We start from the raw sequence: 22,360 nt of genomic DNA, 5'->3' as shown, positions 1-22,360 counted from the left end.
TCAGCGAACTTCCGTTTTAACGGACCTGGCTTTTGACGAAATCCTTCACGATTCCCACGATGCCGCGCGACAACAGACTGTCGAAGGCATCGACGAAACGGTCGACATGCTCGCGCTGGCAGATCAGCGGCGGCTCGAGCCGGATGACGTTACGGTTGTATTCGGTGAAGGCGACGAGCACGTCATAGTCGCGCAGGAGCAGCGCACCGACGAAGCCGGACAGCGAACCCTTCAGCTTGTCGTCGAGCACGCTGACCACAGGCCGCAGCACCATCGGCAAGGTCTGCGAGAAGTCGTGGAACTCCAGCCCGACCATAAAGCCTTTGCCGCGCACATCCTTGATGATCTTGGGGTATTTTTCCTTGAGCGCCTGCAGACGCTGCAGCAGGTAGTCGCCGGTGACGGCGGCGTTGTCGATCAGGCCCTCGTCATAGAGCACGTTGAGCGCCTCGATCGAGGTGACGCAGGCCTCGCCCATGCCGCCGAAGGTCGCCATGGCATGGATCATCGCCGTCTTTGGCGTGCCATAGGCTTTCATGTAGACCTCGCGCCTGGCGATCATCGCGCCGACCGCCGCCTTGCCGCCACCGAGCGACTTCGCCAGCGCCGTCACGTCGGGAACGACGCCGTAATGCTCGAAGGCATAGAAGCGGCCGGAGCGGCCATAACCGCACTGCACTTCGTCGGCGACCCACAGCACGCCGTACTGGTCGCACAGCGCCCGCAGCTTCTGCCAGTAGTCGGCCGGCGCCTGGATGATGCCGCCGCCGCCCTGGATGGTTTCGAGCACGATGACGCCGACCTCCGGATCAGAACGGAACAGGCGCTCGACCGCCTCGATATCGGCAAAGGGAATGCGCACCGTATTGTCCGCCATCTTGAAGTCGGCGCGGTAGAGCTGGCCATCGGTGATGCCCAACACGCCCTTGGTCTTGCCGTGAAAGGAATTCTCGGCATAGACGATCTTCGGCCGCTTCGGGCCGGCGGCGCGCTCGGCGAGCTTCACCGCCGCTTCCATCGCCTCCGAGCCGGACGAGCCCAAAAACACCATATCGAGATCGCCAGGCGAACATTTTGCGAGGTTGTGCGCCAATGCAGCCGCATATTGCGACATGAAGGCGATGGCGATTTCCTGACGCTTCTCTTCCTGGAATTTTTTCCGCGCCTCCAGAATGCGTGGGTGGTTGTGGCCAAAGGCCAGCGACCCGAAACCGCCGAAGAAATCGAGGATCTTGCGGCCGTTCTGGTCGATGTAGAACATGCCTTCGGCGCGCTCGATCTTGATCTTGTGGAAGCCGAGCAGCTTCATGAAATGCAGCTGACCGGGGTTGAGATGCGCCTTGAACAGGTCGGTCATGCGGGCAACGTCCATCCCCTTGGCCTGCTCGACGCTGATCAGGTCAGGCTTGGCGATGGTGGCTGGCGACAGCGCCGGCGCGCTCACCCTGGTGCGAGCGCTCGTCTGTTCGGGCTTGGCCATGACGGTCATTTCAATCTCCTGTCCGCGCTGACGACGAGCGTCGTGCGCCATAAAACTGTTCGGCGAACCAGCTATTCGGCGGGCACATGTTTGGTGGCGACGGCGTGCCCCGCCTTCTTGGCGCGATATTCGCTGTAGGCGGCGATCAGCATGTCCTCGTCGCGATATTGCGGCACCCAGCCAAGCTGGCGTTCGGCCTTGGAGACGTCGAGCACGCACTCCTCGTCGGCGATCAGATACTGCTCCGGGTCCATGATCGGCATGTTCATGAGATCGAGCAGGTCGAGCGTGCGCTTGACCGCCCAGCCCGGTGTCGGGATCAGGATCGATTTCGAACCGGCATGCCGGATCAGGTCACCGAGCAGCTTCTTCACCGGCGGCGGATTGAGCGAGCCGAGATTGTAGGCCTCGTTTGGCACGCCGGCTTTCCAGGCCGCGCGGGCAGCTTCCGCGCAATCGAAAACAGAAATGAATTGGTAGGGGTTCCTGCCCGACCCGATCATCGGCACCGGAAAACTCCAGTCGATCAGCTTGAACAGTTTTTCGAGGATGCCGAGCCGCCCGGGCCCGATGATCAGCCGCGGGCGAAACAGCGAGATCGACATGCCGCGCTTGCGCCATTGCGCGGCCAGTTCCTCGGTCTTCTGTTTCGACCAGCCATATTCGCCGAGCGGCGCGACAGGATGCTCCTCGGTCATCGGCTGGGTGACCGTGTGACCGTAGATCATGTCGGTCGTGTAGTGGACGAGCCTGGGCGCGCCGGCCCTGTCCATCGCCTGCATGATGTGCTCGGTGCCATGGAAGTTGACCGGAAAGAAGAAATCGTGCCGCTTGGCGCGCACCTGGATCGGCGACAGCATCTTTGCCGACAGATTGTAGACCATGTCGTCGGCCTTCAGCCCAACCGCCGTGACCGACGCAGCATCGGTGACATCGCATTGAACGAACCGGACATTGCGGTAGTGCGCAAGGTCGCTTTTGACGATGTCGGCGACGACAACCTCTTCGCCATCGGCCACGAGCTTGGGCGCAAGGTGGCGGCCGACGAAGCCGTCACCGCCGAAAATCACATGTCTCATCGAACAATCTCGTCTGCTTGGATCTTGGCGGGCGTGATGGAAGCGGTCTGGTCCTCATGTCCTCTCCCGCCCAAATCCCGACCACTCTGCGCGATCAGCACCGTGCCGACGCAGATGCAGGCGATGCCGGCGATGCGCCAGCCGTTGAGGTCCTCGCGGAAGACGAAATAGGCGAAGATGGCAACAGCGACATAGGCGAGGCTGAGGAAGGGATAGGCAAAGGAAAGCTCGACCTTGGACAGCACATAGAGATGAGAGGCCATCGAGATGACGAAGGTGCACAGGCCGAGGAACACCCAGGCGCTGAAGACGATCTGCAGCACCTTGAACAGAGGATTGACGCCCTCGAACGAGATCGGTCCAAGCGACATCATGCCTTGCTTCAGCATCAGCTGTGCTGCGGCATTGGTCATGACCGTAAAGAGAATGAAGACGATATATTTCATGCCTGCTCACCCACCCCGTAATCTTAACTAATACAAACCAGAAAAGATTTCGTGAACTCACAACAATATTTTGAGTAAACCTTGCGATTAATCATTCGCTAACCACGATTCATTCCAATTTTATCTACTCGGCAGCCTCGGCGCCGCGCCGCCGCAGGTCGACGCTCCCGGCCGTGCGCGCCCAGAAATCGGACATGAAGGCAGGGTCGCGCAGCGCCTCCAGTCTCGGCCAGTCAGGGAAGGAGGCGGCGAAGGTTGCAGCAGCCATGCGCGCATCCTTGTAAGGATTGACCGCCCCGCCGGCCGCGATCGTGATGCGGTCGAGCTCGCCGAGCAGGGCAAGCGTCGCCGCCCCCCTGTTGGGGAAATCCAGCGTCAGCGTATAGCCTGGCCGCGGGAACGACAGCAGCGCCGGCGAGCGGACCGAACCGAAACGTTTCAGCACTGTGAGAAAGGACCCCTGCCCGGCCCGCCGGGCCGCCGCGAGCAGGTCAGGCACAACGATGCGCGCAGCCTCTTCCGGCACGACACTCTGGTGCTGGAACAGTCCATTGGGGCCATAAAGCCGGTTCCAGTCGCGCACGTCATCGAGCGGAAAGAAGAAGCCTTGATAGCCGGTCTGGCGCGGCACTGTGGCCCGGCCCCTCTTCCACCGGTAGGCGGCATTGAAAGCGGTCAGGAACGGCCGGTTGAGCACATTGAACGGCGGCTGGAGCGGCACCGAAAGACTGCCGCGGGCGCGCGAAGCCGCATGCGAGCCATGCTCGGCGTGGTTGCCGGTAAACAGCAGCCCGCGCCCGCTGTTGCGGCCGCCGGCAAGCTGGTCGATCCAGGCGACCGCATATTCATTGGCCTGATCCGCCGCCGCGGCGAGGTCGAAGAATTCGCCCAAGTCGCGAAACGGCGTCGTCTTTTCGACAATGTCGAGCGAGTGGACCCGCATCAGCCGGATCGATGCCGACAGGATCAGCCCTGTCAGCCCCATGCCGCCGATCGTCGCCCGGAACAGCCACGGATTGTCGGCAGTCGAGCAACGATAGGTCTTTCCATCCGACCGCAGCAGCGTGAAGCTCTCAACATGACAGCCGAAGGTGCCGCGCCGATGATGGTTCTTGCCATGTACGTCATTGGCGATGGCGCCGCCGAGCGTCACGAACTGCGTGCCCGGAACCACCGCCGGGAAGAAGCCGTGGGGTGCTGCGTTGGCGATGATATCGGCCAAGAGCACGCCCGCATCCGCTTCGAGAACGCCGGTCTCGGCGTTGAAGGCGCGGATGTGGTTCAGGGTTCGCATATCGACGACCGCGCCGGCCTGGTTCTGGCAGGAATCGCCATAGGAACGCCCGTTGCCATAGGCCAGCAGCGACCCGTCCTTAGCCTGCCCGCTCTTTAGAAGAGCGACAGCATCATCGGCGTGGATCGCCCTGGCCGCAGGCGGCGTGGCAAGGCCAAAGCTCCGGAAGCGTTCGGCCATGCCTACCAGCCCCCGATGACCAGCAGGATAGCGCCGATCAGCACCACGATCTGGCTGCGCCAATCGCGGATGATGAAGACGACCGGGTCGTCATGCATCTCGTCGCGGCGCGCCAGGATCCAGACGCGCATGGTGAGGTAAAGCACGATCGGCGGCAGCGGCCAGATCAGCCACGGATGCGGATAGAGTTCGCGCACCGCGACACTGTCCATGTAGAGCGCCAGCACCAGCGCCGAGGAGAAGGCGGACGCCATGCCGGCCTGGGCGACGATCTCCTGGTCCTCGGTGCGATAGCCGCGGCCGGCAATGCGTTCGCCGGGCGGGATGGCCGTGGTGCGCAATTCGACAAAGCGCTTCACCAGCGCCAGCGACAGGAAGAAGAAGATCGAGAAGGCGAGCAGCCAGAACGAGACGTCGACGCCGGTCGCGGCCGCACCGGCAAGCACGCGGATCGTGTAGAGGCCGGCAAGTGTCAGCACGTCGACCAGCAGCATGCGTTTGAACGACAGCGAATAGGCCGTGGTGACGACCATATAGCCGCCGAGCACACCGAGGAATTCGATTGGCAAAAACAGGCCGGTACCGATGCCGGTCGCCAGCAGCACGAAGATCGCGCCAAGGCCGAACGGGATCGACAGCGCGCCGCTCGCGAACGGCCTGTTGCGCTTGGTGGCGTGCTTGCGGTCGAGCGCGAGATCGAAGAAATCGTTGAGGATATAGATCGCCGACGCCACCGCGCTGAACGAGATGAACGCCAGCAGGCACTGCCAGATCATGTTGCTGTTGAAATATTCGTGCGACAGCACCATCGGCACCGCAATCAGCGAGTTCTTCAGCCACTGGTGGACGCGCAGCATCTTGACGACGGTCCGCAAGGACGGCTTCGGCGCCGGCATCGTTTCGGCGCCATGCGCGGCCTGCCAGCGCGCGGCATGACGGTCGGGCGCGACGACGATTGCATTGCGCGCGGCGTCGAAGACCTGGAGGTCATGACGGCTGTTGCCGGCATAGTCGAAGCCGCCATCGCCATAGGTCGCAATCAGCGAGGCGCGCTTCTTGCCGGAGGTGAGGTTGTTGAGATCATCGGTCGCCAGCACCCGGTCGAAAATGCCGAGATGGCAAGCTATGGCGTCGGCAAATTTACGCGGCGTGCCGGTCGCCAGCACGATCTTGCGGCCTTCGGCGTGTTCGGCACGAAGGCGGTTGAGCAACGCCTCGCGGTAGGGCAGCGACGCGGGATCGATATCGATACGCTGCGCGATCGCCTGCTTCAGCCGCGCCGGCCCGCCGGCGGCCCAGAACGGCACCAGGAAGATGTAGAGCGGGTTCCTCTTCAGCAGGACGAACAGCCCTTCCCACAACAGGTCGGTCGCGATCAGCGTGCCGTCGAGATCGACCGCAAGCGGTATTGCGTTCCTGTCCGACCGCGCATCCATGTACGTCCTGCCCCTGTCGCCATTTGATCCGGGAACCGGAATCTCGTTGCGCGCCGTGTTCCGGCGTCTTGAGGCCGGTATAGCGGGGTATGGCGTAGCGAACGTTAAAACGTACGGTTGCAGGCGGGTGCCGTAGCGGTTTTTCCGGCGTCATTGTTAAACAACCGCTACCGGAAACGATAAAAGGCCGAGCAAATGCCCGGCCTTTCCCAATCATGCCGCTGAGATTACTTGATGCGGGCGACGCCGCCGGAGATTTCGACGGTCTCCGAACCTGTCAGCGCCTCGAGGTCGCCATTGGGCAAGGTGACGAAGCAGCCGTTCTGGCAGAATTCAACGGTTTCACCCCCGGCCAGCGCAAGGTCGGTTTTGCTGCCGCCTTCCGTCACGATCAGCGTGCGGGTCTCGGCGTCCTTGTTGACCGCGCTCGCGGCATGGGCCGAGCCGCTCACGGCGAGCAAGGCGACGGCAGCGACGAGAGACTTCCACATTTGCAGTATCGGTGTTCCCACCGCCTCTGTTGCATTTCGCAAGGCATTTTCGCCTTTGCATGGAAGCTTATATGAGATGGAAGCTGAACCGCAACTGAATGCCGCATTCATGCCGCAATTGGCTTTGGCTTCCCGGTCTCTGACCTAGTCGGGGTCGGGCTTGCGCGGCTTGCGTCCTGATTTGGCGAGCTTTTTCGCCTCGGCCGCGGCGTCCGCCTTCGCCTTCTCCTGTTCGGCAAAGTCCGCCTCGATCTTGTCGTCGTCGGTCGGCCAGGCCTTGGGCTTGTGGACATCGACGACGGCGCGCGGGGTCGAAGGGATCTCGATATGCTGGTCGCTGAATTTTTCCAGCACGGTGAAGCGGACATCGTTCTGCACGATGTTGCCGTTCATCACATCGGCCAGGAACACACGCATCTCGAATTCGAGCGCGGCCGGTCCAAAATTGGAAAACAGCACGAAGGGTTCGGGGTTCTTCAGCACCAGCGGATGGTTGCGTGCGATCTCCAGCAGGACGGCGTGAACCTGCTTGACGTCGCTGCCATAGGCGACGCCGACCTTGATGTCGATGCGGCCGAGCTTGTTGCGGTGTGTCCAGTTGCCGACGGCGTTGTTGATGAGATTTGAATTGGGCAGGATCACCGATTGCCGCTGGAATGTTTCGATCTCGGTGGCGCGCACGCTGATCTTCTTGACCGTGCCGCTGATGTCGCCGGCGACGATCCAGTCGCCGACCTTGAACGGCCGCTCGGCCAGGAGAATCAGGCCGGAGACGAAGTTGGAAACCACATTCTGCAGGCCAAAGCCGATGCCGAGAGAAAGGGCACCGGCGACCAGCGCCAGGCTGGAGAGGTCGATGCCGGCGGCCGAGATACCGACGAGTGCCGCAAGCGCGACACCAGCATAGCCGACCGCCAGCCGGATCGAGTTGCGCACCCCGGTATCGACTTTGCCGCGCGCCATCACCGAGCCGTCGAGCCAGCCCTGGAACCAGCGTGTCAGGAAATAGCCGATGATGAAGACGACGATGCCTGAAAGGATGCCGGTCACCGAAATCGTCACCGAGCCGATGGAGATCCCGGTCGCCAGCTTGTAGGCCCAGGCCTGGATGTCGCCGGGCTGGAAGCCCCACATCAAAAGGATCAGGGGCAGGAACACCAGCACGATCATCAGGTTGATGGCGACGCTGACGACGAGGCCGAGCTGGTCGAGGGCGGTATCCTCGTAGCTGGAATTGGCCGACAGCCAGCGCCCGACAGTGGTGTTGGCGAAAGCCCCCTCCTCGCCGATCGCCTGCGCCGACAGGAAGCCGATATAGGCCGTGACGAGCGCGGTGCCGGTGACCACGACCTGCAGCGAGACGAACAGCGCGAGGCCGATATAGCCGAGCAACGCGGCTATGATGGTGAACAGGCCAAGCGCCAGCGACAGGTAACGCAGCCATGCCGGCCACGGCCGCCAGCTGCCGTCACGTGCCTTGAACGGCCGCAGCATCGCCATCATGATCAGGATGATGCCGACGACAATGGTGGCGACGAAACTGCGCGCGATGGTCAGTGACAGCGGCGATCCCATCTTGTCGTTGATCACCGACAGGAAATAATTGACGCCGATGACCACGGCCATGGCGGTCGTCAGGCGCACCAGCCACAGCGCCGGTCCGGTTTCAACCGGGATCAGGCGCCAGTTGGGCAGCCGCGGCTCGAGCGCCGCCTTGGTCAGGCGGTTGACGCAGAACACCACCCCGATGACGCTCGCCAGAGCATTGAGGAAAAGCCCGATATCGCCGCGCAACACATTATAATAATTGAAGAAGAAGATCGTCGATCCGAGAAAGGCGCCGACCGCCAGAGTCGGCAGCAAGGTCGACCAGAAGGCCACCGAAAGTCGGCTGAGATAGGACGGATCCTCGTTGGTGGGATCGGCTTCGAACACGCGCCCGAAGAGGCGCCTGCCGCCGACCAGCAGCACCAGCGCCAGTCCGAGCGCCACGAATGTCGCGGCAAGGATGGCCTGGAACTTGAATTTGAAGGCGAAGCTCAGCCAGGAGGACACCGCCTTGTAGAAATTGCCGAATTCATCCCTGGCATCGGAGAAGACCTGCGGGCTCAGTGCCTCGGACAATACGTAGCGCTTGGTCAACACGTTGCGGAACTGCTCGCTGCGCTTGTTGCCGATCCTGTCGATCAGCCCGCTGATACGGATCGACAGATTCTGTGCGCTGGCGACGACCGCATTGATCTCGGCCTTTTCCGAAGCCAGCGCCTGGCGTTCGCCAGTCACTATCTCGGGCTCCGGCGGCTGCCCAGTGGCGGGCGGCGGGCCGAGCATCTCGATCCGATTGTTGATGTCGGTGAGACGCGAGCGAAACGCCAGCGCGCTGGTAAGTGCCGCCCGCGACATGTCCTCCAGTTGCAGACGGATCTCCACGAGTGAGGCATCATCCTCACCGTCCTGCTGTATCTTCTTCTCGAGATCGTCAGTCTTGGCCGTCAGGCCCTGGATGACCTTTTGCTGATCGGTGATCAATCCGGCAGAGCCCTGGCCGAGCGCTTGCGCCATCGCCTCAAACGAAGGCGACACTAAGACAACCAGCGCGAGGATCAAAATGAAACGAAGCAGTCGGAAAAACATGATTTGTTGGCGACTCACGGGCGGCAAAGGCAATCTGAAATTGCGTGTCCTTGATAAAGACGGCCATATCATGGGGCAAGCCGTCGCATCCGATCGCCACCTCGGCTGATTGCTGGCGGTCGCTGGCGCCCGGAGCGTCGGCCAGTCGAAAGGCGATGGCGCAATATTGGCTTTGCCGATGCGGCCTGCTCTATAGTCTGCCGCATCGCCCGAACCGGATGACAATGATGGCAGAGTACTCGGCCTTTTCGCTGCTCGCGAACGCGCTCAAGGGGAACAAGGACTGGAAGCCGGCCTGGCGCAAGCCCGACCCGAAGGCATCCTATGACGTCATCATCATCGGCGGTGGCGGCCACGGTCTAGCGACTGCCTACTATCTGGCCAAGGAACACGGCATCACCAATGTCGCGGTGCTGGAGAAGGGCTGGCTCGGCTCCGGCAATGTCGGCCGCAACACGACGGCCGTGCGCTCGAACTATCTGCTGCCGGCCAATACCCGCTTCTACGAACATTCGATGAAGCTATGGGAGGGCCTCTCGCACGAACTCAACTACAACGTCATGTTCTCGCAGCGCGGCTGCCTTAACCTGGCCCACACACCGGCCCAGTTCGACGACTATGCAAGGCGCGGCAACGCCATGCGCCATCTCGGCGTCGACGCCGAACTGATGACGCCGGCTGAAATCAAGCGCCTGGTTCCGGCACTCGATATCTCCAGTGATGCACGCTTTCCGGTCGTCGGCGGCCTGATGCAGCGGCGCGCCGGCACCGCCCGCCACGATGCGGTGGCCTGGGGCTATGCGCGCGGCGCCGATCGCCGCGGCGTCGACATCATCGAGAATTGCGAGGTCACCGGCTTCCTGCGTGACGGCGACCGCATTACCGGCGTCACCACCTCGCGCGGCGACATCAGGGCCAAGAAGGTGGCGATCGCGGTGGCCGGCAGCACCGGGCGCGTCATGCAGCTGGCCGGCATCGAGACGATGCCGATCGAAAGCCACGTGCTGCAGGCTTTCGTCACCGAATCGCTAAAGCCGTTCATCGACACCGTCGTGACCTTCGGCATGGGCCATTTCTACATGTCGCAGTCGGACAAGGGCGGCCTTGTCTATGGCGGCGACATAGACGGCTACAACAGCTATGCCCAGCGCGGCAACCTGCCTATCGTCGACGAGGTGATGAGCGAGATGCTGGCACTGTTCCCGGGCCTTGCCCGAGTGCGCATGCTGCGCTCCTGGGGCGGCGTCTGCGACATGTCGATGGATGGCTCGCCGATCATCACCGCCGGTCCCCTGCCCGGCATGTATCTCAATTGCGGCTGGTGTTATGGCGGCTTCAAGGCGACGCCGGCTTCCGGCTGGTGTTTTGCCTGGACCATCGCCAAGGATGAGCCGCACGACTTCAATGCTCCCTTCACGCTCGACCGCTTCCATCGCGGCCTGGTGATCGACGACAAGGGCCAGGGTGCGAACCCAAGGCTGCATTAGACCATGATCCGGAAAAGTAGGTACCGGTTTTCCGATAAGATCATGGTCAAATAGGAAGATATCCGTGCTGATCACCTGTCCCTATTGCGGCCCGCGCGACGTCATCGAGTTCACCTACCAGGGTGATGGCAACCGCGAGCGGCCCGACCCCGCCTCGCAGAATTTCGAGGCGTGGAACGCCTATGTCTATGATCGGCTGAACCCGGCCGGCGATCATAACGAGATCTGGCAGCATTCCGGTGGCTGCCGCACGCATCTCAGGGTCGTGCGCAACACGCTGACGCATGAGATTTCGAGCGTCGCCTTCGTGCGCGGCGACCATGCCTCGGGCGCGCGCCGCAAGGCGGAGGACAGGTCATGAGCCCGCGCCGCACCCACACTGGCGGCCGCATCGACCGGCTGAAGACCATCCGCTTCACCTTCGACGGCGTTGCCTACACTGGCCATGCCGGCGACACGCTGGCATCCGCGCTGCTGGCCAATGGCGTCACGCTTTTCGGGCGCTCGTTCAAATACCACCGCCCGCGCGGCCTGCTGACCGCTGGTGTCGAGGAGCCCAACGCGCTGGTGACGGTGCTGAAGGGCGAGGTTCGCGAGCCCAACATCCCTGCGACCATGGTCGAAATCCATGACGGGCTGGTCGCCGTCAGCCAGAACCGCTTCCCCTCGCTCGCCTGGGACGTCAACGCCGTCAACCAGCTCGGCGGCAAGATCCTGTCGGCCGGCTTCTACTACAAAACCTTCATGGGGCCGGTGTTCGGTCCCCTCAAGGGCACGCGCTTCTGGATGTTCTGCGAGCATTTCATCCGCCGCGCCGCCGGCCTCGGCAGCGCCGGATCGGCGAAGGACCCGGCCCGCTACGAACGCATGAACGCCTTTTGCGACGTGCTGGTGGTCGGTGCAGGCCCGGCCGGCCTGATGGCTGCCAAGGCAGCCGCCGATCAAGGCGCGCGCGTCATGCTGGCCGATCTCGAGCCACGTTTCGGCGGCTCGGCCAACTGGTCCGATGAAACCATCGATGGCGTGCCGGCCGCAGATTGGGCGCGGCGCACCGTCGCCCAGTTCGAAGGCCGCGACAATATCAGGCTTTTGCCGCGCACCACGGTCTGGGGCTACTACGACAACAACACGCTTGCCGCGCTCGAGCGCGTCAGCGATCACAAGGAGCAGCCCGCCAAGGGCGAGCCGCGCCATCGCTACTGGGCAATCCGCGCCAAATCCGTGGTGCTGGCCACCGGCGCTTTCGAACGGCCGCTGGTCTTCCCGGGCAATGACAGGCCAGGCGTCATGCTGGCGCATGCCGCCGAGCGCTACGCCAACGAGTTCGGCGTGCTGCCGGGCGAACGGATCGCGCTGTTCACCAACAATGACAGCGCCTATCGCACCGCCGTCGCCTTGAAGAAGGCGGGGGCCGCTGTTGTCGCCATCGCCGACGTCAGGCCCGAGCTTTCGGCCGAGATGCGCAAGCTGGCCACGGAAGCCGAAGCCGAGATCTTTGCCGGCCATGCCATCGTGGCCACCGAGGGCGGCAAGGCGCTTTCGGGCGTCAAGGTCCAGCGTTTCGACATGGTCACCGGCGCGCTGAGCGGCGATGCGCGCTCCATCCATGCCGACTGCCTGCTGATGTCGGGCGGCTGGTCGCCGACCATCCATCTCGCCAGCCAGGCTGGTGCCAAGGCGGAATGGAACGAGGCGCTGCAAGCCTTCCTGCCGCCGAAGCCGACGCAGAAATGGGCAGGCGCCGGAGCCTTCAATGGCCATTTCAGGACCCTCGAAGCAATACTAGACGGCCGCAACGCAGGTCTTTCGGCAGTCGGCGCAACAGTTACGCCAATGGCGTACCCGAGCATCGAATCCTTGCCTTGTGACCCCAGTCCTGCACCTGTGTTCGAGATCAGGGCCAAGGGCAAGAGCTTTGTCGATTTCCAGCACGACGTGACGGCGGATGATGTCCGCCTGGCGCATCGCGAGGGCTTCGTCTCGGTCGAGCACCTGAAGCGCTACACCACGCTTGGCATGGCGACCGACCAGGGCAAGAGCTCCAACATTCCTGGCCTTGCCATCATGGCCGAAGCGCTGGGCAAGCCGATCCCGGAAGTCGGCACGACGCGCTTCCGGCCGCCCTTTGCCCCGGTATCGATCGGCTCCCTGGCGGCGGAACGCTTCGGCGACCTGAAGCCCGATCGGCTGACGCCCATGCATGACTGGCATGTCGACAATGGCGCCACCATGTACTCTGCCGGCCTCTGGTACCGTCCCATGATCTACGGCCTTGCCGGCGAGACAGTCGAGCAGGCCTATGTGCGCGAAGCCAAGGCAACGCGCGAAAGCGCCGGCATTGTCGACGTCTCGACGCTGGGCAAGATCGCGGTGCAAGGCCCTGATGCCGCCGCCTTCCTCGACCGCGTCTACACCAACATGTTTTCGACGCTCGCCGTCGGCAAGGCCCGCTACGGGCTGATGCTGCGCGAGGACGGTTTTGCCTTCGACGACGGCACCACCTGGCGGCTCGGCGAACAGGATTTCCTGATGACCACCACGACGGCCAATGCCGGCAAGGTGATGCAGCATCTGGAATATTTCCTCGACGTCATCTGGCCGGAGCTGAAAGTGCATGTCACCTCGGTGACCGACGAATGGGCGGGTGCCGCGATTGGCGGGCCGAAGGCCAGGCAGATCCTGGCTGCTTGCGTCACGGGCACCGCTGTCGACGATGCAACACTGCCCTTCATGGGTATCGTGCGCGGCGAGATCGCTGATGTGCCGGTGATGATCTGCCGGCTTTCCTTCTCCGGTGAAATGGCCTTCGAGGTCTATTGCGGCGCCGGCCATGGCACGCATGTCTGGGAGGCCTTGATCGAAGCCGGCAAGCCGTTCGGGCTGGTCGCCTACGGCCTCGAGGCGCTGGGCACGATGCGCATCGAGAAGGGCCATGTCACCGGCGCCGAGATCGACGGCCGCACCACGGCGCGCGACCTGCATCTCGACTGGATGCTGTCGAAGAAAAAGCCCTTCATCGGCTCGGCGATGATGGACCGCGAAGGCCTGATCGCGGCCGACCGTCTGGAGCTGGTCGGACTGATCTCGCTGGACAACCGGCCTCTCAATGGCGGCGCGCACATTGTCGAGGAGGTTGACGAGGCAAACCCGCACGGCTCGATCGGCCACATCACCGCCTGCTGCTATTCGCCGGCGCTCGGCAAACATATCGCGCTGGCGCTGGTCAAGGGCGGCAAGGCGCGGCACGGCACGCGCGCCCATGTCTCCGATCCCTTGCGCAACCGCTTCGGGCCGGTCGAGATCGTCTCCAACCATTTCTACGATCCGGAAGGGACCCGCATGCATGGTTGAGCGCCAATCTCCCCTCGAGCCGGAACTCCACATCGGCTCGCACGGCAATTTCGAGCATGGCATCGAAATCCTGCTCACCGAAACGAGGCCAGGCTCGATCGTGCAGCTTGCCGCATGGCCGGGCGAAGAGAAGAATTTGATGACCGCCATTCGCACCGTCACCGGGCTTGCCCTGCCCGACGGCGCCGGAGGCGGTTTGAGCGATGGCGTGAAATCGGTGTTCGGCTTCGCGCCGGGAAAGTTCACCGTCGCCGACGACGCCGAGGGGCTGGCGGCGGCCTTCGCCGAAGCGGTAACGCCGGCCATCGGCACGGTGACCGACCTGTCGCATGGCCGCACCGTCATCCGTATCGCCGGACCGAAGGCCGAATGGGTGCTGGCGAAATTCTTCGCCATCGACTTCGCCCTTACGGCGTTCCCGGTCGGCGCCGGCCGCTCGACCGCTCACCACGACGTCTTCGCCCAGATCCAGCGCACCGGCGCCGATCAGTTCGACATCTACGTCTTCCGCTCGTTTGCGCGTTCGTTCTGGAAGGCGCTCTGCCACGCCAGCGAGGAAGTCGGTTACGAGGTGCAATAGAGCAATTCCAGGAAAAGTGTGAAACGGGTTTTCCCGGGAAAAGCGCGTAGCGCTTTCCCTTGGGAATTGCGTCGAAACAAGGAACTGGTGCGGCCGGATGGCCGCCTCGCCGCTGTTCTGGCCTCAAGGCCTGCCGGCTCTGCCGCTAGAGAATCCTGCCGCGGGCGCCCATGATGCAAGGACGTGGCCGCCCCAACCGGTCCAAGGGGTATGAAAATCCCGTCTCAGCGTCGGCACATACGTTTGGTTCGAACATCCCCATGACTGCTGAAATATCCGCCGGCGCCACGGATCGCGCCGATGTGTCGGCCAGAGCCTTGCTCCTGCTGCCGCTGACGGTCGCCTGCGGCGTGTTCATGACCAGCCTCGACCAGAATGTCGTGGTGACGGCACTGCCCGGCATCGGCGAAAGCCTCGCCCGGCCACCCAGCCAGCTTGGCCTGCTGATCACCGTCTATGTCGCCAGCCTGATCATCTCGATGCCGCTCGGCGGCTGGGCCGCCGACCGTTTCGGCCTGCGCAACGTCTACTGCTTTGCCTTGCTGGTGTTCGCCGCCTCGTCGGCGCTCTGCGGCCTGTCGAACGACATCTGGACACTGGTCGGCGCCCGCGCACTGCAGGGATTTGGCGGCGCGCTGATGGGCACACTCGGCCAGGTCGTCATCCTGTCGAGCTTTCCGCGCAACCGAACGCTGAAGATCAACATGTATATCTCGGTGGCCAGCCAAACCGGGCCGCTGGTCGGGCCGCTCGTCGGAGGCGCGCTAACCACCTACATTTCATGGCGCTGGATTTTCTTCATCAATGTGCCGTTCGCACTTGCGGCGGCAATCCTTGCCGCCTCACTGTTCCCGACCGTGACCAAGCCCGTTCGCACGCGGTTCGATTTTCCCGGCTTTCTACTGGTCGGCAGCGGCATGATACTGCTTGTCTTCGGCATGGACTCGCTTGCGGCCAAGGACGCCGCCGGTGCCATGGTTACCGGTGAACTGGCGTTGGCGGTCACCATCCTGTCGATCGCCTCGCTCTACTGCCTGCGCGTGCCCAATCCCCTGCTCGACCTCAGGCTCCTGCGCATCCGCACCTTCCGCATCTCGTTCCTCACTGGCGGCGGTCTGGACACGATCGGCCTCAGCTCGGTCGCCTTCCTGCTGCCGCTGATGTTCCAGCTCGGCTTCGGCATGAGCGCGGTGCAGGCGGGATCGCTGACCTTCGTTGCCGCGCTCGGCTCGGTCATCATGCGTTTCTTCATGCCACGCGTCCTCAACCGGTTCGGGTTTCGGCGCGTGCTGGTCTTCAACACGCCGATCGTTGCCGCGATGGTCGCGGGCTTCGCCTTGATGCAGGCGACGACGCCGGTCTGGATCGTGCTTGGCTACATCTTTGTTTTCGGCGTCTTCCGCTCGGTGCAATGGGCCTCGACCGGCAACCTCGCCTATTCCGACATCGCGCCCGAACAGCTCGCCCGCTTCAGCGCGCTCTATTATATCCTCTGGCAGCTGGCCGTGGCGATCAGCGTCGGCCTTGCGGCGGCGATGCTCTCGTTCCTGGCCGGCGGCGGGCCTGCCGTGACCGGTGATTTCCGGATCCTGTTCGCGATCGAGGGCGTCATCACGCTCTGCGCGCTATCAGCCTATCTCAAGCTGACGCCACAGGACGGCGCCCATGTCAGCGGCCACGGCATGCAGATGAATACGGAATAGTGCTACGGCCTGTCCCGGCCAGCTATTCGCTGAAAGTCACCCACTCTTCCAGCGGCACGCGGTCGGTGCGGAAGGCGTTTTCCGGCTTGGAAATGTCTTCATAGCCCAGCGCCATGCCGCAGACGACGATCTCCTCGTCGGGAATGCTGAGCAACGGCCGGATTTGCCGGTGGTAGGGCGCGAAGGCGGCTTGCGGGCAAGTGTGCAGACCCCTGCCCCGCGCCGCGACCATGATGTTCTGCAGGAACATGCCGTAGTCGATCCACGAACCCTGGTTGAGGCGTCGATCGATGGTGAAGATCATGCCGACCGGCGCGTCGAAGAAGACGAAGTTACGGTCGTGCTGGGCACGCATCTTGTCGACCTCGCGGCGGCCGATGCCGAGTGCGCCATAAAGGCCGAAGCCATTGGCACGGCGACGGGTAAGATAAGGTTCGAAGAACTGGGTGGGATAATAGCGGTACTCGTCCCAGTCGGCCTTTTCGGCGCGGATGCCGGAATTCAGAATGGCATCTGATATCTGCTGCTTGGTCTCGCCCTTGGTGACGTAGACCCGCCATGGCTGCATGTTGGTGCCGGACGGAGCGCGCGCCGCAACCGCCAGAATGTCCCGGATGACGTCGTCATCGATCATATCGGGCAGAAATGCGCGCACCGAACGGCGCGACAGGATCGCGTCGTCGACGATCTCGGCCTCAACCGCGATTCGAGCCTTCTTTTCCAGCATGGGCCGTCCCTTAGCCTTTGTGTCGATCGGACGTCCCCACCCGCCGCTCGCGGCGGAGCCTTTGCATGAACCGCCAAAATCCTGCAAGCAAATCTTGAGCATCGGTGAAAATCTACTTGATTTTTTCATGAGCTTGATTTCTCATGAAATTCGGATTGAAATTTTCATGAAGAGAGCGTTTTGCCCTCCACTACAGCACGAACATTGCAGGGACCTGACGAACGCGTGCTGGCCAGCGATATCAGGGCGCTGCGCCGGGCACGCGGACTGACGCTCGCCGAGATCGCGCTGAAACTCGGCCGTTCGGTCGGCTGGGTCAGCCAGGTCGAGCGCGGCCTGTCGGCACCGTCGCTCGGCGACCTCAGGGCCTTCGCCGAACTGTTCGGGGTGCCGATCAGCCTGTTCTTCAGCCATGACGTGCCTGTCGAGAGCGAGCGCGGCGTGATTGTTCGGGCCGGCAGGCGCCGCACGCTCGGCACCAGCGAAACCGGCCTGGTGGAAGAACTTCTGTCGCCAGATCTCGGGGGGAGTTTCGAGATGGTGCGTTCGGTCTTTGCGCCAGGCGCCGAGCTGAAGGCCGAGGCGCGCCGGCCGACCGAGGAGGCCGGATACATCGCGTCCGGCCTGTTCGATATCGAGATCGCGGGCGTCTGGCACCGGCTCGGCGAAGGCGACTCCTTCCGTTTCGAAGGCAAGCCCTACCGCTGGCGCAATCCGGGCAGCGAGCCGGCGGTTGTCATCTGGGTGGTTTCGCCACCGGTTTATTAAGTTTCAAGTTGGGAGAAGAACATGGCGGGTTTGCCGAGCACGGCGCGCGTGGTGATCATCGGAGGTGGCGTTGTCGGCACCTCCTCGCTCTATCATCTCGCCAAGGCGGGCTGGACCGACTGCGTGCTGCTGGAAAAGAACGAGCTGACCTCCGGCTCGACCTGGCATGCCGCCGGCAACGTGCCGACCTTCTCCTCGTCCTGGTCGCTGATGAACATGCAGCGCTATTCGACCGAGCTTTACCGGGGCCTGGCCGACGCGGTCGACTATCCCATGAACTACCACGTCACCGGATCGTTGCGGCTCGCCCACTCGAAGGAGCGCATGCAGGAATTCCAGCGCGCCAAGGGCATGGGCCGCTATCAGGGCATGGACATCGACGTGGTCGGCGTCGACGAGATCAAGCGCCGCTATCCCTTCATCGAAACGCATGATTTGAAGGGCGCGCTCTACGACCCCAGCGACGGCGACATCGACCCGGCACAGTTGACGCAGGCGCTGGCCAAGGGCGCGCGCGACATGGGCGCCAGGATCATCCGCTTCTGCCCCGTCACCGGTATGCGCCGCGAAAACGACGAATGGGTGGTCGCCACGCCGCAAGGCGAGATCCGCTGCGAGATCGTCGTCAATGCCGCCGGCTACCGCGCCGCTGAAGTCGGCAAGATGTTCGGCCGCGAGGTGCCGATGATGGTGATGAGCCACCAGTACATCCTGTTCGAGGAAATCCCCGAACTCGCCGCCTGGTCGAAGGAACAGGGCAAGAAGCTGCCGCTGCTGCGCGATGTCGATACGTCCTACTATCTGCGCCAGGAAAAGGCCGGCATGAATCTCGGCCCCTATGAGCGCAATTGCCGCGCGCATTGGGCAACCCACAATGATCCGATGCCGGAGGATTTTTCCTTCCAGCTCTTCCCCGACGATCTCGACCGGCTGGAACATTACCTGGCCGACGCCGTCGCCCGCGTGCCGATCCTGGGCACCGCCGGCCTGTCCAAGGTCATCAACGGACCGATCCCCTATGCCCCGGACGGCAATCCGCTGATCGGCCCGATGCCCGGCGTTCCCAACGCCTTCGAGGCCTGCGTCTTCACTTTCGGCATCGCCCAGGGCGGCGGCGCCGGCAAGGTGCTGGCCGAATGGGTGACGCAAGGCCAGACCGAATGGGACATGTGGTCGTGCGATCCGCGCCGCTTCACCTCCTTCGCCGCCGCACCCGACTATTGCGTCGCCAAGGGCATGGAGATCTACGGCAACGAATACGCCATCCAGTTCCCGCGCCATGCCTGGCCGGAAGGGCGCGACAGGAAACTGTCGCCGATCCATGATCGCATCAAGGCGCTTGGCGGGCGCTTCGACGCCTATAATGGCTGGGAACGCGCCATCTGGTACGCGAAAGACGGCGATGATATCTCCGAGGAAGCGACGCTGACCTTCCGCCGTGATGGGCCATGGCAGCATCGCGTGCGCGAAGAATGTCTCGCCGTGCGCGACGCCGCCGGCATTTTGGACCTGCCCGGCTTTTCCCGCTTCAACCTTGAAGGCCCCGGCGCCGCCGAATGGCTGAGCCTGCAGGTCACCGGACTGGTGCCGAAGCCCGGCCGCATCGGCCTCGTCTATTTCGCCGACGACAAGGGCCGCATCGTCACCGAAATGTCCGTCGTGCGCCATGGCGAGGATCAGATGACGCTGATCACCGCAGCGGTAGCGCAATGGCACGATTTCGAATGGCTGAAATGGCGCATGCCGGGGGATGCGGCCTTCACGCTGACCGACCGCACCGACGACTACGCCACCCAGATCCTGGCCGGCCCCAATTCGCGAAAGATCCTCGCCGAGGTCTGCGACGCCGACCTCACTCTGCCTTGGCTGACGCATCAGGAAACTGAGATCGCCGGCCGCTGGGCGAAGCTCGTGCGCGTCTCCTTTGCCGGCGAACTCGGCTGGGAAATCCACACCAAGGTCGGCGACACCGCCGCCATCTTCGATGCGATCTGGGCGGCCGGGCAGGAGCACGGGCTGAAGCCGTTCGGCATGTACGCACTGGATTCGCTCAGGCTCGAGAAAAGCTACCGCACCTGGAAGGGCGATCTGTCGACCGACTATTCCATCCTGCAGGGCGGGCTGGAGCGCTTCGTCAAATGGGAAAAGCCTGACTTTCGCGGCAAGGCCGCACTTCAGAGCGAGAAACAGCAAGGTGTGAAGAAGCGTTTCGTCACGCTGGTGCTCGAAAACCCCGGCGATTGCGATGCGCCCTACATGTCGACGCTGTGGAATGAAGGCCAGATCGTCGGTGAAACCACGTCGGGCGGCTGGGGTCATCGTATCGACAAGTCGATCGCGCTCGGCATGCTGCGCGCCGATTTGACCGAACCCGGCACCGCCGTCGAGGTCGAGATCTTCGGCGACCGTTTCCGGGCGGTCGTGCAGAAGGACGAGCCCTTGTGGGATCCGAAGAACGAGAGGCTGCGCGCATGAAGACGGTTATCCTCACCGATGGCGGCATGGGCCAGGAACTGGTCCGGCGCAGCAAATCCGAGCCGACGCCGCTATGGTCGGCCAGGGTGCTGATCGATGAACCGGACCTGGTGCGCGGCCTGCACATTGAATTCATCCGCGCCGGCGCCCGCGTCATCACCATCAACACCTATTCGGCGACACCCGAACGATTGGCGCGCGAGGGTGCCGAAGACCTGTTCAAGCCGCTGCAGAGGCTTGGCATCGAATTGGCCAGGCAAGCTTGCGACGAAGCCGGCGACGCGACGATCGCCGGCTGCCTGTCGCCGCTTTTCGGCAGCTACGCCCCGGCGCTGACCATTTCCTATCAGGAGACGCTCGACATCTACCGCCGCATCGTTGCCGAGCAGGCGGACGGCGTCGATCTCTTCCTGTGCGAGACCATGGCCTCGGCCGATGAAGCGCGCGCCGCCGTCACCGCGGCATCGGAGAGTGGCAAGCCCGTCTGGGTGTCGTGGACGCTCGCCGATCATGGCACGCCGCGGCTGCGCAGCGGCGAGACAATAGCCACGGCGGCAAGCGTGCTCGACGGCTTGGACGTGGCGGCGCGGCTGCTCAACTGCTGCCGGCCGGAAGCAATCGCCGCCGCATTGCCGGAACTGATCGACCTCGGCGGCCCGGTCGGCGCCTATGCCAATGGCTTCACCTCCACCGAAGCGCTCAAGCATGGCGGCACGGTGGATGTGTTGCACGCCCGCCATGATCTCGGTCCCGACGCCTATGCCGACCAGGCGATCGGCTGGGTGGAAGCCGGAGCCAGCATCGTCGGCGGCTGCTGCGAGGTCGGACCGTCGCATATCGCGGCCCTGCGCGACCGGCTCGAGCAGGCCGGCTACCAGATCTCGGGAGTTCAGTAATGCCAAGACCATCATCGCGGATTTCCGGCATCGTGCCTTCGGGCAAGGATGGCTGGGAGGTTCATTTCGCCGCCTGGACGCGCAAGGAAGCCGGCGAAGACATCATCATGCTGTCGGTCGGTGATCATGATTTCGACACGCCCGCCGAAACGATCGAAGCCTGCGTGACCGCGGTTCGCGGCAGCAATCACCACTACACCCCGCTTCCCGGCCTGCCCCGCCTGCGCAAGGCGATGGCGACCGCATCGAGCGCCTGCACCGGCGTCGAGACGACCCCGGACGAGGTCATCGCCACGCCGGGCGGCCAGGCCGCCCTTTACGCGGCCGTGCAGGCCGTGCTCGACCCGGGCGACCATGCCATCGTCGTGGCGCCCTACTATGCCACCTATCCCAACACGTTCAGCGCCGCCGGGGCCAGTTTCACCGTCGTCGAGACGCCGGCCGAGGATGGCTTCCAGCCACATGCCGACATGATCCGCGCGGCACTCAAGCCGAATACGCGCGCCATTCTGATCAACACGCCGAACAACCCGACGGGGGCCGTCTATTCGCGCGAGCGGCTGGAACAGCTGGCCGAAATCTGCCGGGAGCATGACCTCTGGCTGCTGTCGGACGAGGTCTATTGGACGCTTGGCGGCGGCGAGCACGTCTCGCCGCGCTCGCTGCCCAGCATGGCCGATCGCACGCTGGTCATCAATTCCATGTCCAAGAGCCATGGCATGACCGGCTGGCGCATGGGCTGGCTGACCGGCCCCAGCGAGATGGTCACGCTGCTCATCAATCTCAATCTGGTGACGACCTACGGCCTGCCGGCCTTCATCTCGATCGCTTGCGCCGAGGCGTTGGAGAACCATTACGGCGTCAAGGACATCGCCGAACGTTATGCGGCGCGCCGCACAATCCTGCTCGACGCCGTACGCGGCATGAACAATGTCAGCGTACGCGGTTCAGAAGGCGGCATGTATGTCATGCTCGACATATCCGATGTCGAACCCGACGACGAGAAATTCGCCTGGGCATTCCTCGACAAGGAGAATGTCGGCGTGATGCCGGGTTCCAGCTTCGGCGAGGCCGCCGCCGGCCATATCCGCATCAGCCTTTGCCAGCCGGAGCCGATCCTTCAAGAAGCCGCGGCGCGGCTGCGCCGTTTTGCTTCCAGCTATCGCCGAGAGGCCGCATGACCAAGACCATCCCCACCAAAGCCCGCGCCGCCATCATCGGCGGCGGCGTTTCCGGCTGCTCGGTCGCCTACCATCTGGCCAAACTCGGCTGGACCGACATCGTGCTCCTCGAACGCAAGCAGCTGACGTCGGGCACGACGTGGCACGCCGCG

The 22,360-nt window shown here is 63.5% G+C and carries 18 protein-coding genes; 10 read left to right on the top strand and 8 right to left on the bottom strand.

From position 1 onward, the window contains the following. Positions 1-16: 16 nt before the first annotated feature. The 7 genes from JT360_RS04950 to JT360_RS04920 form a co-directional block, all read right to left on the bottom strand. The gene (locus tag JT360_RS04950; RefSeq protein WP_214470441.1) at positions 17-1,489 is read right to left on the bottom strand and encodes an aspartate aminotransferase family protein; all 1,473 of its coding nucleotides are present in this window, start codon (positions 1,487-1,489) and stop codon (positions 17-19) included. A gap of 62 nt (positions 1,490-1,551) precedes the next feature. Then, the gene (locus JT360_RS04945) at positions 1,552-2,559 is read right to left on the bottom strand and encodes an NAD-dependent epimerase/dehydratase family protein (RefSeq protein WP_214470440.1); all 1,008 of its coding nucleotides are present in this window, start codon (positions 2,557-2,559) and stop codon (positions 1,552-1,554) included. After that, the gene (locus JT360_RS04940; RefSeq protein WP_214470439.1) at positions 2,556-3,005 is read right to left on the bottom strand and encodes an EamA family transporter; all 450 of its coding nucleotides are present in this window, start codon (positions 3,003-3,005) and stop codon (positions 2,556-2,558) included. The genes JT360_RS04945 and JT360_RS04940 overlap by 4 nt, the downstream gene beginning before the upstream one ends. A 124-nt stretch (positions 3,006-3,129) precedes the next feature. Next, complete coding sequence (locus JT360_RS04935) at positions 3,130-4,479, bottom strand: FAD-binding oxidoreductase (RefSeq protein ID WP_214470438.1); 1,350 nt, start codon at positions 4,477-4,479, stop codon at positions 3,130-3,132. Between the two features lie 2 nt (positions 4,480-4,481). Beyond that, complete coding sequence (locus JT360_RS04930) at positions 4,482-5,915, bottom strand: UbiA family prenyltransferase (RefSeq protein WP_214470437.1); 1,434 nt, start codon at positions 5,913-5,915, stop codon at positions 4,482-4,484. Positions 5,916-6,142: 227 nt separating this feature from the next. Next, entirely contained in the window at positions 6,143-6,406 is a 264-nt protein-coding gene (locus tag JT360_RS04925) for a hypothetical protein (RefSeq protein WP_214470436.1), read from the bottom strand. A 144-nt stretch (positions 6,407-6,550) separates the two neighbouring features. Then, on the bottom strand, positions 6,551-9,040 hold the full coding sequence (locus JT360_RS04920; protein ID WP_214470435.1) for a mechanosensitive ion channel family protein: 2,490 nt from the start codon (positions 9,038-9,040) through the stop codon (positions 6,551-6,553). A 227-nt stretch (positions 9,041-9,267) separates the two neighbouring features. Here JT360_RS04920 and JT360_RS04915 point away from each other — a divergent pair, with 227 nt between their 5' ends. The 5 genes from JT360_RS04915 (at position 9,268) to JT360_RS04895 (ending at position 16,161) form a co-directional block, all read left to right on the top strand. Continuing rightward, complete coding sequence (locus tag JT360_RS04915) at positions 9,268-10,527, top strand: sarcosine oxidase subunit beta (RefSeq protein ID WP_214470434.1); 1,260 nt, start codon at positions 9,268-9,270, stop codon at positions 10,525-10,527. Between the two features lie 64 nt (positions 10,528-10,591). Further along, positions 10,592-10,888, top strand: coding sequence for a sarcosine oxidase subunit delta (locus tag JT360_RS04910; RefSeq protein ID WP_214470433.1), 297 nt, complete (start codon positions 10,592-10,594; stop codon positions 10,886-10,888). Next, positions 10,885-13,878 carry a sarcosine oxidase subunit alpha gene (locus tag JT360_RS04905; protein WP_214470432.1) on the top strand — a complete coding sequence of 998 codons (2,994 nt, stop codon included), beginning with the start codon at positions 10,885-10,887 and terminating at the stop codon, positions 13,876-13,878. Before JT360_RS04910 ends, JT360_RS04905 begins: the two co-directional genes overlap by 4 nt. Then, the gene (locus JT360_RS04900; protein ID WP_214470431.1) at positions 13,871-14,458 is read left to right on the top strand and encodes a sarcosine oxidase subunit gamma; all 588 of its coding nucleotides are present in this window, start codon (positions 13,871-13,873) and stop codon (positions 14,456-14,458) included. The genes JT360_RS04905 and JT360_RS04900 overlap by 8 nt, the downstream gene beginning before the upstream one ends. A 260-nt stretch (positions 14,459-14,718) precedes the next feature. Next, positions 14,719-16,161, top strand: coding sequence for an MFS transporter (locus JT360_RS04895; RefSeq protein ID WP_214470430.1), 1,443 nt, complete (start codon positions 14,719-14,721; stop codon positions 16,159-16,161). A gap of 22 nt (positions 16,162-16,183) precedes the next feature. Here JT360_RS04895 and JT360_RS04890 read toward each other — a convergent pair whose 3' ends face one another. Next, a complete protein-coding gene (locus tag JT360_RS04890; protein ID WP_214470429.1) occupies positions 16,184-16,888 on the bottom strand; it encodes a nitroreductase in 705 nt (234 codons plus the stop codon). Positions 16,889-17,092: 204 nt separating this feature from the next. Between JT360_RS04890 and JT360_RS04885 the strand changes: the two genes are divergently transcribed. The 5 genes from JT360_RS04885 to JT360_RS04865 form a co-directional block, all read left to right on the top strand. Further along, complete coding sequence (locus JT360_RS04885; RefSeq protein ID WP_250888625.1) at positions 17,093-17,656, top strand: helix-turn-helix domain-containing protein; 564 nt, start codon at positions 17,093-17,095, stop codon at positions 17,654-17,656. Positions 17,657-17,677: 21 nt separating this feature from the next. Then, positions 17,678-20,131: a GcvT family protein gene (locus JT360_RS04880; protein WP_214470428.1), complete on the top strand. Its 2,454-nt coding sequence runs from the start codon at positions 17,678-17,680 to the stop codon at positions 20,129-20,131. Beyond that, on the top strand, positions 20,128-21,027 hold the full coding sequence (locus JT360_RS04875) for a homocysteine S-methyltransferase family protein (RefSeq protein WP_214470427.1): 900 nt from the start codon (positions 20,128-20,130) through the stop codon (positions 21,025-21,027). Before JT360_RS04880 ends, JT360_RS04875 begins: the two co-directional genes overlap by 4 nt. Continuing rightward, entirely contained in the window at positions 21,027-22,208 is a 1,182-nt protein-coding gene (locus JT360_RS04870; protein ID WP_214470426.1) for a pyridoxal phosphate-dependent aminotransferase, read from the top strand. Before JT360_RS04875 ends, JT360_RS04870 begins: the two co-directional genes overlap by 1 nt. Continuing rightward, on the top strand, positions 22,205-22,360 hold a 156-nt coding region (locus JT360_RS04865), incomplete at its 3' end, for an FAD-dependent oxidoreductase (RefSeq protein ID WP_214470738.1). The genes JT360_RS04870 and JT360_RS04865, both read left to right, overlap by 4 nt.

It is taken from the genome of Mesorhizobium sp. dw_380, from assembly GCF_018588885.1.
Classification (GTDB): Bacteria; Pseudomonadota; Alphaproteobacteria; order Rhizobiales; family Rhizobiaceae; genus Mesorhizobium.
The sequence above is the reverse complement of the archived record's forward strand: the minus strand, read 5'-3'. Positions and strand labels throughout refer to the sequence as shown.

Excerpts from the sequence above, each read along its gene's own strand:
- JT360_RS04950 (WP_214470441.1), bottom strand. The coding sequence starts at position 1,489 with ATGACCGTCATGGCCAAGCCCGAACAGACGAGCGCTCGCACCAGGGTG.
- JT360_RS04945 (WP_214470440.1), bottom strand. The coding sequence starts at position 2,559 with ATGAGACATGTGATTTTCGGCGGTGACGGCTTCGTCGGCCGCCACCTT.
- JT360_RS04940 (WP_214470439.1), bottom strand. The coding sequence starts at position 3,005 with ATGAAATATATCGTCTTCATTCTCTTTACGGTCATGACCAATGCCGCA.
- JT360_RS04935 (WP_214470438.1), bottom strand. The coding sequence starts at position 4,479 with ATGGCCGAACGCTTCCGGAGCTTTGGCCTTGCCACGCCGCCTGCGGCC.
- JT360_RS04930 (WP_214470437.1), bottom strand. The coding sequence starts at position 5,915 with ATGGATGCGCGGTCGGACAGGAACGCAATACCGCTTGCGGTCGATCTC.
- JT360_RS04925 (WP_214470436.1), bottom strand. The coding sequence starts at position 6,406 with ATGTGGAAGTCTCTCGTCGCTGCCGTCGCCTTGCTCGCCGTGAGCGGC.
- JT360_RS04920 (WP_214470435.1), bottom strand. The coding sequence starts at position 9,040 with ATGTTTTTCCGACTGCTTCGTTTCATTTTGATCCTCGCGCTGGTTGTC.
- JT360_RS04915 (WP_214470434.1), top strand. The coding sequence starts at position 9,268 with ATGGCAGAGTACTCGGCCTTTTCGCTGCTCGCGAACGCGCTCAAGGGG.
- JT360_RS04905 (WP_214470432.1), top strand. The coding sequence starts at position 10,885 with ATGAGCCCGCGCCGCACCCACACTGGCGGCCGCATCGACCGGCTGAAG.
- JT360_RS04900 (WP_214470431.1), top strand. The coding sequence starts at position 13,871 with ATGGTTGAGCGCCAATCTCCCCTCGAGCCGGAACTCCACATCGGCTCG.
- JT360_RS04895 (WP_214470430.1), top strand. The coding sequence starts at position 14,719 with ATGACTGCTGAAATATCCGCCGGCGCCACGGATCGCGCCGATGTGTCG.
- JT360_RS04890 (WP_214470429.1), bottom strand. The coding sequence starts at position 16,888 with ATGCTGGAAAAGAAGGCTCGAATCGCGGTTGAGGCCGAGATCGTCGAC.
- JT360_RS04880 (WP_214470428.1), top strand. The coding sequence starts at position 17,678 with ATGGCGGGTTTGCCGAGCACGGCGCGCGTGGTGATCATCGGAGGTGGC.
- JT360_RS04875 (WP_214470427.1), top strand. The coding sequence starts at position 20,128 with ATGAAGACGGTTATCCTCACCGATGGCGGCATGGGCCAGGAACTGGTC.
- JT360_RS04870 (WP_214470426.1), top strand. The coding sequence starts at position 21,027 with ATGCCAAGACCATCATCGCGGATTTCCGGCATCGTGCCTTCGGGCAAG.